General features: G+C 67.4%; 12 protein-coding genes. 2 read left to right on the forward strand and 10 right to left on the reverse strand.

The window, feature by feature from the left end:
* The first annotated feature begins 14 nt into the window (after positions 1-14).
* Positions 15-926, forward strand: coding sequence for a LysR family transcriptional regulator (locus tag BGI51_RS13050; protein WP_187978596.1), 912 nt, complete (start codon positions 15-17; stop codon positions 924-926).
* Positions 927-969: 43 nt separating this feature from the next.
* On the opposite strand, the gene BGI51_RS13055 is transcribed toward BGI51_RS13050, so the two are convergent.
* From BGI51_RS13055 to leuS, 5 genes are all read right to left on the reverse strand, one after another.
* On the reverse strand, positions 970-2,292 hold the full coding sequence (locus BGI51_RS13055) for a lytic murein transglycosylase (RefSeq protein ID WP_187978597.1): 1,323 nt from the start codon (positions 2,290-2,292) through the stop codon (positions 970-972).
* Positions 2,293-2,376: 84 nt separating this feature from the next.
* Positions 2,377-2,526, reverse strand: coding sequence for an alternative ribosome rescue factor ArfA (gene arfA / locus BGI51_RS13060; RefSeq protein WP_187981323.1), 150 nt, complete (start codon positions 2,524-2,526; stop codon positions 2,377-2,379).
* A 98-nt stretch (positions 2,527-2,624) separates the two neighbouring features.
* Complete coding sequence (holA, locus tag BGI51_RS13065; protein ID WP_187978598.1) at positions 2,625-3,662, reverse strand: DNA polymerase III subunit delta; 1,038 nt, start codon at positions 3,660-3,662, stop codon at positions 2,625-2,627.
* 48 nt (positions 3,663-3,710) lie between these two features.
* A complete protein-coding gene (lptE, locus tag BGI51_RS13070) occupies positions 3,711-4,325 on the reverse strand; it encodes an LPS-assembly lipoprotein LptE (RefSeq protein ID WP_187978599.1) in 615 nt (204 codons plus the stop codon).
* 25 nt (positions 4,326-4,350) lie between these two features.
* Positions 4,351-7,014 carry a leucine--tRNA ligase gene (leuS, locus tag BGI51_RS13075; RefSeq protein WP_187978600.1) on the reverse strand — a complete coding sequence of 888 codons (2,664 nt, stop codon included), beginning with the start codon at positions 7,012-7,014 and terminating at the stop codon, positions 4,351-4,353.
* A gap of 540 nt (positions 7,015-7,554) precedes the next feature.
* Here leuS and BGI51_RS13080 point away from each other — a divergent pair.
* Positions 7,555-8,316, forward strand: a complete 762-nt coding sequence (locus BGI51_RS13080; RefSeq protein WP_187978601.1) for a YdcF family protein — start codon at positions 7,555-7,557, stop codon at positions 8,314-8,316.
* Here BGI51_RS13080 and lnt read toward each other — a convergent pair.
* The 5 genes from lnt to miaB form a co-directional block, all read right to left on the reverse strand.
* Positions 8,307-9,854: an apolipoprotein N-acyltransferase gene (lnt, locus tag BGI51_RS13085; RefSeq protein WP_187978602.1), complete on the reverse strand. Its 1,548-nt coding sequence runs from the start codon at positions 9,852-9,854 to the stop codon at positions 8,307-8,309. The genes BGI51_RS13080 and lnt overlap by 10 nt on opposite strands.
* Positions 9,855-10,148: 294 nt before the next feature.
* Positions 10,149-10,985, reverse strand: coding sequence for an HlyC/CorC family transporter (locus BGI51_RS13090; RefSeq protein ID WP_133859960.1), 837 nt, complete (start codon positions 10,983-10,985; stop codon positions 10,149-10,151).
* A 7-nt stretch (positions 10,986-10,992) separates the two neighbouring features.
* Entirely contained in the window at positions 10,993-11,448 is a 456-nt protein-coding gene (gene ybeY, locus BGI51_RS13095; RefSeq protein ID WP_158896205.1) for an rRNA maturation RNase YbeY, read from the reverse strand.
* Positions 11,438-12,454 carry a PhoH family protein gene (locus tag BGI51_RS13100; RefSeq protein WP_133859958.1) on the reverse strand — a complete coding sequence of 339 codons (1,017 nt, stop codon included), beginning with the start codon at positions 12,452-12,454 and terminating at the stop codon, positions 11,438-11,440. The genes ybeY and BGI51_RS13100 overlap by 11 nt, the downstream gene beginning before the upstream one ends.
* Before the next feature lie 100 nt (positions 12,455-12,554).
* On the reverse strand, positions 12,555-13,928 hold the full coding sequence (gene miaB / locus BGI51_RS13105; protein WP_093251001.1) for a tRNA (N6-isopentenyl adenosine(37)-C2)-methylthiotransferase MiaB: 1,374 nt from the start codon (positions 13,926-13,928) through the stop codon (positions 12,555-12,557).
* Positions 13,929-13,946 lie beyond the last annotated feature (18 nt).

A 13,946-nucleotide genomic window follows, 5' to 3' on the forward strand; every position in this document is an offset into this window, starting at 1 on the left:
GAGGCTTTGAGGCGATGCGCTACGACCTGCTCGACCTGCGGCTGTTCCTCCATGTCGTGGAAGCGCGCAGCATCACCCTGGGCGCCGAACGGAGCCACCTGGCGCTGCCTTCCGCCAGTGGCCGCATCAAGGCCCTGGAAGACAGCCTGGGAACGCTGCTGCTGATCCGCCACGCGCGTGGCGTACGCCCCACGCCGGCCGGCCTGACCCTGGAGCGCCATGCCCGGGCGATCCTGCTGCGGTTGGACGAGATGGCCCAGGATCTTGCCGGCGCGGTGGCGGACAGCCGCACGCGGGTGCGGCTGTTGGGCAACGGCGCCGCGGTGATGGAGCATCTGGATGACCCCCTGGCCGCTTTCCTCCAGGCGCAGCCCAGGGTGGACGTGGAAGTCGAGGAGCTGCCCAGCTCACGCATAGTGCTGGCGCTCCGCGAAGGTCGCGCCGACCTGGGAATCTTCGTGGCGGCGCCGGGTTTGGAGGATCTGCAGATCCAACCCTTTCGCGATGATCCCCTGGTGCTGGTCGCTGCGCCGGGTAGCCTGCCTTTGCCGGATGGCGAGGCGGTCGATTTCGCACGACTGCTCGAGCAGCCCTTCGTCGGCCTGTCTCGCGGCAATGCCCTGCAGCTCCATGTGGAAGCCCAGGCGGCGCAGTGGGGCCGGGAGCTGGCGATCCGCATTCGGGTACCGAGTCCGATCCAGGCCTGCGCTCTGGTCGCCCGCGGCTTGGGCCTGGCGATCCTGCCGGCCGCCAGTCTGCTCCGGGCAGGACCGGGCGTGGCGCTGGTCAGCCACCCGCTGCGCGATGCCTGGGCGCGTCGCGAACTGGTGGTGGGCTGCCGGGACGGCAACGAGCTGTCGCCGGCGGCGGCAGCCTTGCTGGAGGTGCTGGTGGAGACCGGAAGGGAGGGTGTCGACGCAGGCTGATCGGCGACCCGGTCTCGGTTGAGACACGGATCGCCGGCAGGCGTCAGCCGCGCAGTTTGTCCAGCAGCTGATGGTTGGGATAGCCGTCGGCCGGCCAGCCCTGGGACTGCTGGTAGGCGCGGATGGCCTTGCGGGTATTGGCGCCGATGATGCCGTCGGCGCTGCCCGGATCCAGGCCCAGCGCGGCCAGGCGCTGCTGCAGTTCGACGCGCTCGCTGCGGCTCAGCGGCAGATCGTCGGTGGGCCAGTTGCCGGCGATCTGGCCGGCGTCGCGATAGCGCTCCGAGAGCAGCGCCACGCCCAGGGCATAGGAGCTAGTGTTGTTGTACTTGAGGATGGTGCGGAAATTGTTGAACACCAGGAAGGCCGGGCCGCGATGGCCGGCGGGCAGCAGCAGCGAAGCGCTGTCGCTCGGCTGGGCGGCCGGTTGCGGCAGGCCGAGGCCCTGGATGCCCAGGGCGTTCCACTCGGCCAGGCTCTTGCGCACGCCCATGTCGGCCAGGCTGTAGTCGAAGTTGGCCGGCACCCGGACCTCGTAGCCCCAGGGCTTGCCGTCCTGCCAGCCGGAGGCCTTGAGGTAGTTGGCGGTGGAGGCCAGGGCATCGGCGGTGGAGCCCCAGATGTCGCGGCGACCGTCGCCGTCGAAGTCCACCGCGTACTGGTCGTAGGTGGTGGGGATGAACTGGGTCTGGCCCATGGCGCCGGCCCAGGAGCCGATCATGCGGTCGGCGGTGACGTCACCGTGCTGCAGGATGCCGAGGGCGGCGATGAGCTGGTCCTGGGCGAAGTCCGGGCGGCGACCTTCGTAGGCGAGGGTGGCCAGGGAGCGGATGACGCCCTTGTTGCCCATGTTGTTGCCGTAGTTGCTCTCCATGCCCCAGAAGGCGACCAGGCGCGCCGGCTCGATGCCGTAGCGGGCTTCCAGGGAGGCCAGCAGCCCGGCCTGCTGGATCAGCAGACTCTTGCCATTGCGCACCCGCAGGGGCGAGACGGCGGATTCCAGGTATTCCCAGACCGGCTTGGTGAATTCCGGCTGGCTGCGATCGGCGGCGATCACCGCCGGGTCGGGTTGCACGCCAATGAAGGCCTGGTCGAAGGTGGCGGCGGATATGCCCCGGCCCAGGGCCAGGGCGCGGAAACGGCTACGCCACTGCTCGAAGCTTTCCTCCGGTTGCGGCATGGCCTCGGCCGCCGAAGCGGGGGCGTTCGCCGCGGGTGCGGGTTTGGACGAGGAGGGCGAAGAGGGCGCCGCGGTGGGCGTCGTCGGAGTCTGGGCGCAGGCGGCCAGGGCGGCGGTCAGCAGGGTGACCAGGGTTCCGGCGAGGAGGCCGCCGGTCTTGAATCCGCGGGTTTTCCCGAATTGCATCTGTCTCCACCGGACGTCTAGGCAGGAAGGCTCACCTTAGCACGGCCCGGGTCCCGACGTCTGTCAGGCGTCTGCACGCGGCTTTCAGGCGGCCAGAAAGACCGAAGCCTTCTCGTCTTGCAACGAGAAGGCTTCGCGGCGGTAGCTGCCTTTGCCCTTGGCGGGCTTTTCCCGGCGGGCGCGATAACGGGGATCGCTGACGAGGACCTTGGCCTTGTTGGGCCGCGGCTGTATTTCTTGGCCATGGTGCGGGCTCCGAGTGATGGGGGTTCCCCCTTGATGGGGACGCGCCAGTCTATTGCAAGGGCCGTGGATTGCAAGGCCCGCCAGCGCTAGGACCTGGGCAGGGTCAGTCGCTTGCCGGCGAGCGTCAGCGCCAGGCTGGCCAGGGTCAGCCAGACCTCGCCGGGCGCCTGGCCCTTGATCTGTTCGTCGGCGACCTGGGCCTCGCGCAGCAGGGCTTCCAGTCGGCGGGCACCCTGGCGCTGCAGGGCGCGGCTGACCAGCGGACGACGCTTGTCCCATACCGGTGGCTTGACCTGGGTGAAGGCGCGTTCCAGCGGCGTGCCGCTTTCCTGCAGATGGGCCAGGTTGGCCAGCAGGCGCAGTTCCCGGGCCAGGGCCCAGAGCACCACGGCTGCTTCCACGCCTTCGCCGCGCAGGCCTTCGAGAATGCGCAGGGCGTGCTCCGCATCGCCGGCCAGGGCGGCGTCCAGCAGGCCGAAGACGTCGTAGCGGGCACTGTCGGCCACCGAGGCGCGTACGGTCTCGGCATCCACCTGGGAGCCTTCGATGAGCAGGCGGAGCTTTTCGATCTCCTGCGCCGCGGCCAGCAGGTTGCCTTCCACCCGCTCGGCGATCAGCTCGACGGCTTCGGGGGTGGCGGCCAGCCCCAGGCGCGACAGGCGCTGGTTGATCCACTGCGGTAACTGCGCCAGTTCCACCGGCCAGATCTGCACGAATTGCGCCTGCGGGTGCTCCAGCAGGGCCTTGGCCCACTTGGTCTTCTGCGCGGCGGCGTCCAGGCGCGGCAGGCTGATCAGCAGCAGAGTGTCCTCGGCCGGGCGGGCGAGGTAGTCGAGCAGGGCGGCGGAGCCCTTGTCGCCGGGCTTGCCGGTGGGCAGGCGCAATTCGAGGATGCGTTTCTGGGCAAACAGGGAAAGGCTGGCGCCGGCCTCGTAGAGGCGGCCCCAGTCGAAGCCGGCATCGACGTCGAAGACCTCGCGCTCGTCGAAAGCCTGGGCGCGAGCCGCGCCGCGAATGGCGTCGCTGGCTTCCTGGCAGAGCAGGGGCTCATCGCCACTGACCGCATAGACGGCGGCCAGCGAGCCCTGGAGCTGCTTACCGAGCTGGTTGGCGTTGAGTTTCATGCTGAACCGGAATGGCAAACCGGAGCCTTGCGGCTCCGGGTGCGGCGCTTAGCGCGCGGGGGTGGGGATGTCGATCGGCGACTGCTGCGGCGGGGCGGACTCGCGGGCACGGCGGTCGGCGTCGGCCTTGGCGGCGGCACGGGCATCGGCGTCGCGCTGCAGCTTCTCCAGGCGCTCCGGTGTCAGGGCCTGCAGGCGGGCGGCCAGCTGCTGCACCAGTTCGCGGCGCATCTCGCGACGCAGCTGGTCCTTCTGCTGCTCGGAACCGACGATGTTGTTCTGGTCGGTCACGTAGTAGCGCTGGGTTTCCAGGTAGTCGCTGACCAGCACCGCCTGGTTCTTGCCGACGATGGTATAGGGCTGACGGGTGGTCAGCTCGACCTCGGCACTGCGGGCGCCGCTGGTGTAGCTGGCGGTGCGCTCGCTCTGGGCTTCGCCGCCCAGATCCAGGGTGTAGGGCGCGCCCGAGCCGATCCGCACATGGGCGTCCTCGAGCATGTCGCGCACGTCCTTGACGGTCTGGCCATAGGCGTCGCGCGCCGTCAGGTTCAGCTCGTTCACGGTCAGGCGGGTTTCGCCGGTGCCACGCAGCTGGAAGCCGCAGGCGGTCAGCAGGGTCGCCAGGCCGACTACCGCAAGGCCGGGGAGAATCCGTTTCTTCATCTGTTGTCTGCTCCGTTCGCGTGTCTTAGTTGGCGACGATGTTGACCAGTTTACCCGGGACCACGACCACCTTGCGGATGGTCAGGCCCTCGGTGAAGCGTGCCACGTTCTCGTTGGCGCGGGCGGCGGCCTCGATGGCCTCGCGGCTGGCATCGGCCGGTACTTCGATCTGGCCGCGCAGCTTGCCGTTCACCTGGATGACGATCTGCAGACTGTCCTGCACCAGGGCGCTTTCGTCCACCTGCGGCCAGCGGGCGTCGATGACCGCATCGCTGTGGCCCAGCTGCTGCCAGAGACCGTGGGCGATGTGCGGGGTGATGGGGGCCAGCAGCAGGGTGACGGCCTCCAGGCCCTCCTGCAGCAGACGGCGATCGGTGTCGCTGTCCTGGGCGGCCTTTTCCAGCACGTTCATCAGGGTCATGACCGCGGCGATGGCGGTGTTGAACTTGTGGTGCTGACCGATATCCTGGCTGGCCTGGCGGATGGCCAGGTGGATGGCGCGACGCACCTCCTTCTGGGCCGGCGATAGCTCGCCGAGGGCGCCGGCGCTCGGCAGGCCCTGGGTGACGTGGGCCTGGGCCAGACGCCAGACGCGGCGTAGGAAGCGGCTCGCGCCCTCGACGCCGGAATCGGACCATTCCAGACTCATGTCCGGCGGCGAGGCGAACATCATGAACAGCCGGCAGGTGTCGGCGCCGTACTGGTCGATCATCGCCTGGGGATCGACGCCGTTGTTCTTCGACTTGGACATCTTCTCGACGCCGCCGATTTCCACCGGCTGGCCGTCGCTCTTCAGGCGCGCGCCGATCACCTTGGCCTTGGCATCGCGCTCCACCTCGACATCGGCCGGGTTGAACCAGTCCTTGCTGCCGTTGGGCAGGGTGCGGTAGTAGGTCTCGGCCACCACCATGCCCTGGGTCAGCAGATTCTCGAAGGGTTCGTCGGAATCGATCAGGCCCTGGTCGCGCATCAGCTTGTGGAAGAAGCGCGAATAGAGCAGGTGCAGGATGGCGTGCTCGATGCCGCCGATGTACTGGTCGACGGGCAGCCAGTAGTTGGCCTCTTCCTTGTCCAGCATGCCGCCGGTGAAGTTCGGCGAGGCATAGCGGGCGAAGTACCAGGAGCTTTCGACGAAGGTGTCCATGGTGTCGGTCTCGCGACGGGCCGGCTGGCCGTTGCGCGGATCGACGGTCTCGTAGAATTCCGGCATGCGCGCCAGGGGCGAGCCGGCGCCGTCCGGCACCACGTCCTCGGGCAGCACCACCGGCAGCAGGTCGGCCGGGACCGGGATGTCGATGCCGTCGTCACCATGGATGATCGGGATCGGGCAGCCCCAGTAGCGCTGGCGGCTGATGCCCCAGTCGCGCAGGCGGAACTGGGTGCGCGGCTGACCCAGGCCCTTGGCCTGCAGATCGGCGCCGATGGCGTCGAAGGCGGCGTCGTAGGCGAGGTTGTCATAGGCGCCGGAATTGATCAGGAAGCCTTCCTTGCTGCCGTACCAGTCCTTCCACTGCACCGGGTCGAACTGGTAGCGCTCGTATTCCGCGGGGCTGAAGTCGTCCGGATTGGCCAGCACGCGAGTGGCCTCTGCGGTATCCACCACCTGGACGATGGGCAACTGGTACTTGTTGGCGAATTCGAAGTCACGCTCGTCGTGACCGGGCACGGCCATGACCGCGCCATCGCCGTAGTGCATCAGCACATAGTTGGCGACCCACACCGGCAGGCGCGCGTCGGTCAGCGGATGGCGGACGAACAGGCCGGTGTCCAGGCCCTTCTTCTCCTGGGTGGCGATGTCGGCTTCGGCGACGCCGCCGCGCTTGCACTCGTCGATGAAGGCCTGCAGCTCGGCGTTGCCCTGGGCGGCCTGGGTGGCCAGCGGGTGTTCGGCGGCCACGGCGACATAGGTGGCGCCGAGCAGGGTGTCGGGGCGGGTGGTGAAGACCTTCAGGGTGCCTTCGGCGCCGATGCTGTCCTGGTCATAGGGGAATTGCACCTCCATGCCGCGGGACTTGCCGATCCAGTTGCGCTGCATGGTCTTGACCTGCTCGGGCCAGCCGGGCAGGCCGTCGAGGGAGGTCAGCAACTCTTCCGCATAGTCGGTGATGCGGAAGTAGTACATGGGGATCTCGCGCTTCTCGATCAGCGCACCGCTGCGCCAGCCGCGGCCGTCGATGACCTGCTCGTTGGCCAGTACGGTCTGGTCCACCGGGTCCCAGTTCACCGTACCGTTCTTGCGGTAGATGATGCCCTTCTCGAACAGCTGGGTGAACAGCCACTGCTCCCAGCGATAGTAGTCGGGCTTGCAGGTGGTGACCTCGCGGGACCAGTCGATCGCCAGGCCCAGGCTCTGCAGCTGGGACTTCATGTAGGCGATGTTCTCGTAGGTCCACTTGGCCGGGGCCACGCCGTTCTTCATGGCGGCGTTTTCCGCGGGCATGCCGAAGGCGTCCCAGCCCATGGGCTGCAGGACGTTCTTGCCCAGCATCCGCTGGTAGCGGGCAATGACGTCACCGATGGTGTAGTTGCGCACGTGCCCCATGTGCAGCTTGCCGCTGGGGTAGGGGAACATCGACAGGCAGTAGAACTTCTCCTGGCCCGGGCGCATGGTGGCCTTGAAGGACAGATTCTGGTCCCAGAAGGACTGGGCGGCGGCTTCTATTTCGCGGGGCTGATAGTGTTCGTGCATGGGCGTGTCGAGGGCTGCAGAGGCGTTTGATCGAGCCGCCAAGCATACATGACCCCCGAGCGCGGGGAAATGTCCCGGTCCGCCGCTTGTTTCGCACTCTGGGGGAGGCAGGGTTGGAAGGGCCGTACTAGGCTGTTCAAACGTCCGTTCAATTACCCGGGAGGATGATCGCCATCATGGGAAAGTTTCGACGCGAGTCCGAAAAGCTGCCCGTCGACGTGCGCCTGCAACGGCGCCTGGCGCTGGCGCTGGATGAGGCGGTGACCCAGGAACGCCTCTATGACAGTGCCAACGGGGAAGTCGAGGTGCAGGGCCTGAGTCCGGCCGAATATGCCCTGGTCAAGCGCTGGCTGGCGCGCCATCAGGCAGCCGATGCCGCCCTGGCCTGTTGCCTGGGCTGTGGCCGGGTCCAGCCGGCGGGGCCTTCTGTACTCAGTGTCAGGGTCGACAACTGCTGGTCGAGGGTTCTTCTGCCCCGGTTGGCGCTCCCCTACACTAGGCGCCGCCGCGACCCGGAGGTCGCCCCCGACCGGAGGGACCATGGGTCTGCGCTATTTCTTCAAGCAACTGCTGCTGCCACCGGGCGGCCTGCTGCTGCTCCTGCTACTGGGCTGGTGGTTGCGCCGGCGTTATCCGCGCCTGGGCCTGGCCTGTTTCCTGGGTGGTCTGCTGGGCCTCTGGGCCAGCACCCTGCCGGTCGTGGTGGAGACGGGTGGGCGCTTGCTGGAGCGCGATGCCGCGCTGCCTGAGGCGCGCTGGGCGACGCTTGCCCAGCAGGCCGACGCCATCGTGGTGCTGGGTGCCGGTCGCGAAGTGGACGATCCGGGCTGGGCGGGCGATGCCGCCAGCCATCTGGCCGTGGAGCGGCTGCGCTATGCGGCGCGGCTGGCCAAGGCCAGCGGCCTGCCGGTGCTGATCACCGGGGGCTCGCCCCATGACCGCCCACTAAGCGAGGCGGCGCTGATGACCGAGGTGATGGAGCGCGACCTGGGGGTGCCGGTGCGCTGGCAGGAAGGCGCCAGTCGCACCACCTGGGAAAACGCCACCCTGAGTGCGCCGCTGCTGCGCGAGGCCGGGGTGAAACGGGTGGTGCTGGTGACCCAGGCCTATCACATGGCCCGTTCGCGCTGGTGTTTCGAACGGCAGGGCCTGCAGGTGGTGGCCGCGCCCATGGGCTTCATCGGTATCGCCAATGCCCGGCCCTTCGGTGGCTGGCTGCCGGAGGCCAAGGCGGTCGAGCAGACCGCCCAGTTGCTCAACGAGGCCGCCGGGCTGCTGCTCTATCCGCTCGCCTATCGCTGAGTCACCACCAGCGGCGCCTCTTCCGGACGATCCTGCCGACGCAGCAGCAGGCCCCACAGCAGCACCAGGGCGGAAAAGATCGCCAGTGGCCAGAGGCGGTAGTGCAGATAGGGCGTCAGGCCATCCATGGGTACCACGCTGCCTTGTAGCACGCCGACCTGGAAGGCCGGGATCTGCCGGCTGATGCGACCGAAGGGGTCGACCAGGGCGGTGATGCCATCGTTGGTGACCCGCACCAGCCAGCGACCGCTTTCCAGGGCCCGCATCTGCGCCATCTGCAGGTGCTGCTGCGGACCGATGGACTTGCCGAACCAGGTGTCGTTGCTGATGGTGAGCAGCAGCTGACTCTGGGCCGCCATGCTGGCGACGAATTCCGGATAGACCACCTCGTAGCAGATATAGGGCGCCACGCGATAGCCCTTCACCAGCAGCGGCTCCTGCTGCTCGGGACCGCGGACGAAGTCGGACATGGGCAGATCGAAGAAGCCGATCAGGCCACGCAGGTATTCCTGCAGCGGCACGTATTCGCCGAAGGGCACCAGCTTCTGCTTGTAGTAGGTGCCAGAGCCATTGCCGACCGCGGTGATGCTGTTGAAGTAACGCGAATCGCCGTCGGCGTCGCGTTCGCGGGCGGGCAGGCCGGTCACCAAGGCGCCGCCATGGGCGGCCACCTGGGCACCTTCGGCGGCAAGGAAGTCACTGACGTATTCGCGCAGCACGGGAATGGCGTTTTCCGGCCAGACCACCAGGTCGGCGTCGGTCTGCTCGGCGGTGCGGTCGCGATAGAGCGCCAGGGTGGCGCGGGCGTGGTCGGGATTCCACTTGAGTTCCTGGGCGATGTTGCCCTGGACCCCGGCGACCTTGAGCGGCGCGCCCGCAGGTTGGGTCCAGACCTGGCCCTTGAAGACATCGCCGGCGACCCAGGGCAGGGCCACCAGCACCAGGCTCGCGACCAGGGCGAGTGGCCGCATGATCAGGCGTGGGGCGTTGACCAGCAGCGCCGCGGTAAAGGCCAGCGCGGCCGAGATCAGCCAGACGCCGCCCAGCGGTGCCAGGCCCTGCAGGGGGCCGCTGAGCTGGCTGTAACCCAGCAGCAGCCAGGGAAAGCCGGTGAGCGCCCAGCTGCGGAACAGCTCCAGGGCGAACCACAGGCCGGCAAAGGTCAGGGCGTCGCCCAGGGGCGCCTGGTTGCGTCTCAGGCACAGTGCCCAGAGCCCGGCGGGCAGGGCGAAGAACAGGGCGATGCCGGCGCAGAAGCCTACGGTGAGAAACAGCGCCAGGGGCACCGGCGCGGCACCGTAGGTGTGGATGCTGACGTAGATCCAGCTGGTGCCGGCGAGAAAGGCGCCGAAGCCGTAGCACCAGCCGCGCAGCAGGGCGCGCCAGGCACCGAGACCCTTGAGGCCCAGGTAGAAGAGAGCGACGGACAGCAGTGCCAGTGGCCAGATGGTGAAAGGGGCCAGCGCCAGGGGCGTGAGGGCACCAGCGAAGAGCGCGAGAAGGTTGCCCTTCCAGCCGGGTTGAGAGATCCAGCGCATCGAAAATCCTTGGTCCGATCGAGGCTGCGCAAGCTTACTCGTCGCCGCGAGGGAGTGCCAAAGGCGTGTGCGGGGGAGCGAGCTGGATCGCAGTTGGAGAGGGGGATGGAGCTTGTCGCGGCGCGAGCGTCCCGTAGGTTGGGTTGAGACGGCTCCCTCGTCGAAGCCCAACGGTATCGACCTCGAAGCAAGGCCTGTTGGGCTTCGCTGCGCTCAACCCAACCTACGGAGGGCCGTAGGTTGAGACCGACCCTCGCCCCAGCTCTCTCCCGGAGGGAGAGGGGGCAAGAGCGGCTAGCGGTTGACCGGGGTGACGCGCAGCAGGTGGATGCGGCGGCCGTCGGCGTTGAGCACGCGGAAGCGGAAGTCGTCGATCACCGTTTCCTCGTTGCGCTTGGGCAGGTGACCCAGGCGATTCATCACCAGGCCACCGGCGGTGTCGGCCTCGGCATCGGCGAAACGGGTCTCCAGGGTCTCGTTGAGCGTCTCTATGGGGGTGAGCGCCTTGACCACGAAGTCGCCGTTGGGCAACGACTTGATGAAGCTCTCTTCCTCCACGTCGTGCTCGTCCTCGATCTCGCCGACGATCTGTTCCAGCACGTCCTCGATGGTCACCAGGCCGGCGACGCCGCCGTATTCGTCCACCACGATGGCCATGTGGCTGTGGGTCGAGCGAAATTCCCGCAGCAGCACGTTGAGGCGCTTGGATTCGGGCACGAAGGTGGCCGGGCGCAAGGCCGTCTTGAAGTCGAAGACCCGCGCCTGGTCCAGCAGCAGCGGCAGCAGGTCCTTGGCCAGCAGCAGGCCGAGCACGTCGTCGGGGCCGTCGCCGATCACCGGATAGCGGGAATGCGCCGCCTCGATCACCGCCGGCAGGAATTCCGCCGGGGTCTGCTGGGCGCGGATGCTGATGATCTGCGAGCGCGGCACCATGATGTCGCGCACCTGCAGGTCGGCCACCGAGATGGCGCCCTCGACGATGGACAGCACTTCGCTGTCGAGCACCTTGTTCTCATGCGCCTCGCGCAGCAGTTCCAGCAGTTCCTGGCGACTCTTGGGTTCATGGGCAAAGGCCTGGACGATGCGTTCCAGCCAGGAACGATGCCCAGTGCCTGATCGATCTTCGTTCATGTGTCTGTCATTCACCGTAGGGATCGGGGTAGCCCAGTTCAGCGAGCAATTGGCGTTCCAGTTCTTCCATCTCCTCGGCTTCGTCATCGTCCAGATGATCGTAGCCGAGCAGGTGCAGGCAGCCGTGGATGACCAGGTGCGCCCAGTGCGCCGCGGCGGGCTTGCCTTGCTCGGCGGCCTCGCGGGCCACCACGGGGGCGCAGATCACCAGATCGCCGAGCAGGGGGATGTCGAGGAATTCGTCCGGCACGTCGGCCGGAAAGGACAGCACGTTGGTGGCGTAGTCCTTGTGCCGCCAGGTGCGATTCAGCTCGCGGCCTTCGTCTTCGTCCACCAGGCGGATGGTGAGTTCCGAGTCGCCCTGGCGGGCGCGCAGGGCCAGTTCACACCAGCGGCGTAAGTCCGGCTCCTCGGGGAGGTCGGCCGCCTCGCTGGCGACCTGGACGTCCAGCTCAATCGCCATGGCGATCCTCTCCCTGAGCACGCGGCTTGTCCTGCAGCGCCTCGAAGCGGTCGTAGGCCTCGACGATGCGCTGCACCAGCGGGTGGCGCACCACGTCCTTGGATTCGAAGTGGGTGAAGCCGATGCCGGGCACGTCGCGGAGGACCTCGATGACGTGCTTGAGGCCCGACTTGGTGCCGCGCGGCAGGTCGACCTGGGTGACGTCACCGGTGATCACCGCGGTGGAGCCGAAGCCGATCCGGGTCAGGAACATCTTCATCTGCTCGAGGGTGGTGTTCTGACTTTCGTCGAGAATGATGAAGCTATTGTTGAGGGTGCGGCCGCGCATGTAGGCCAGCGGCGCGACCTCGATGACCTGGCGCTCGATGAGCTTGGCCACCTGCTCGAAGCCGAGCATCTCGTAGAGGGCGTCGTACAGCGGGCGCAGGTAGGGGTCGATCTTCTGCGCCAGGTCGCCGGGCAGGAAGCCGAGCTTCTCGCCGGCTTCCACCGCCGGGCGCACCAGCAGGATGCGACGGATCTGCTCGCGCTCCAGGGCGTCCACGGCGCAGGCCACGGCCAGATAGGTCTTGCCGGTACCGGCCGGGCCTATGCCGAAATTGATGTCGTGATCGAGGATCGACTTGACGTAGCGCTGCTGGTTGGCGCCACGCGGGCGGATCATGCCCTTCTTGGTGCGCAGGGCCACGCTGGTGTCGCCACCGCTGCGGTGCTCTTCCTGGAGGGCTTCCAGGCCGGATTCCTGCAGATAGAGGTGGACCAGTTCCGGGGCCACCGCGGTGCCGCTGGCGGTCTCGCGATAGAGGCGCTGCAGGAGGTTCTGGGCCGCGCGGGTGCGCTCGGGATCGCCGACCAGTTCGAACTGGTTGCCGCGATTGCGGATCTCGATGCCGAGGCGGCGTTCGAGCTGGCGCAGATTTTCATCGAGCTGGCCGCACAGGTTGGCGAAACGGTCGGCATCGAAGGGTTCGAGGGTGAAATGCTGGAGCGTCTGGGGGGTATTCAAGGTGTGCTGGGAAACCCTTTGGATTGGCTTTACGAAAACTTGACGTAGCTTGAGAGTAACCTGCGTCGCGCCCTTGGCAAAGGGCGCGTGCGACCATCCATCAGGCCAGCGCGACGGCGACGGGCGGGCGCGCACCGCTGGCGACGGGGGCCAGCAGGGTGCCGCGCAGGGAGTGCGGCAGGGCCTCGTCGATGTGCACCTGGACGAACTGGCCGATCAGGCTGGCATCGCTGCAGCGGAAGTTGACGATGCGGTTGTTCTCGGTGCGACCCTGCAGCATGCCGGGATCGCGCTTGGAGAAATCGCTGACCAGGATGGTCTGGACGCTGCCGGCCATGCGCCGGCTGATCTCGAAGCCCTGCTGGTGGATGCGCGTCTGCAGGATCTGCAAGCGCTGCTTCTTGAGCTCGTCGGGGGTGTCGTCGACCAGATCGGCCGCCGGGGTGCCGGGGCGGGCGCTGTAGATGAAGGAGAAGGAGAAGTCGAAACCGACGTCCTCGATCAGCTTCATGGTCTGTTCGAAGTCTTTCTCGGTCTCGCCGGGGAAGCCGACGATGAAGTCCGAGCTGATGCAGATGTCGGGTACCGCCGCCTTGAGCCGGCGGATGCGCGACTTGTATTCCAGCGCCGTGTGGTTGCGCTTCATGGCCGCCAAGATGCGATCCGAACCGGCCTGCACCGGCAGGTGGACGAATTTCACCAGCTCCGGGATCTCGGCGTGGGCCTGGATCAGGGCGTCGGAGAATTCCAGCGGGTGCGAGGTGGTGTAGCGGATGCGGTCGATGCCGTCCACCGCCGCCACCACATAGAGCAGTTCGGCGAAGTCGGCGATGCGCCCGTCGCCGGTGGCGCCACGATAGCCGTTGACGTTCTGGCCCAGCAGGGTCACCTCGCGCACGCCGTGCTCGGCGAGGTGGATGATCTCGGCGAGGACGTCGTCCAGCGGCCGACTGACCTCTTCGCCGCGGGTATAGGGCACCACGCAGAAGGTGCAGTACTTGCTGCAGCCTTCCATGATGGAGACGAAGGCGCTGGGTCCGTCGATGCGCGGCTCGGGCAGGCGGTCGAACTTCTCGATCTCGGGGAAGGAGATGTCCACCTGGGGCGCCCGGGTGGTGCGCGCGGCGTCGATCATCTCCGGCAGGCGATGCAGGGTCTGGGGCCCGAAGACCACGTCGACATAGGGGGCGCGGTCACGGATGGCAGCGCCTTCCTGGCTGGCCACGCAGCCGCCGACGCCGATCACCAGGTCGGGATTCTCCAGCTTGAGTTCGCGCCAGCGACCGAGCTGGGAAAACACCTTTTCCTGCGCCTTCTCGCGGATCGAGCAGGTGTTGAGCAGGATGACGTCGGCCTCGGCCGGATTCTGGGTGACTTCCAGCGGCTCCCGTTCGCCGAGCAGGTCGACCATGCGCGACGAATCGTATTCGTTCATCTGGCAGCCATGGGTTTCGATATAGAGCTTCTTGGACATGCGCGGCAGGGAGTCGGT

It is taken from the genome of Pseudomonas oryzihabitans (genome assembly GCF_014522265.1).
Classification (GTDB): domain Bacteria; phylum Pseudomonadota; class Gammaproteobacteria; order Pseudomonadales; family Pseudomonadaceae; genus Chryseomonas; species Chryseomonas aestiva.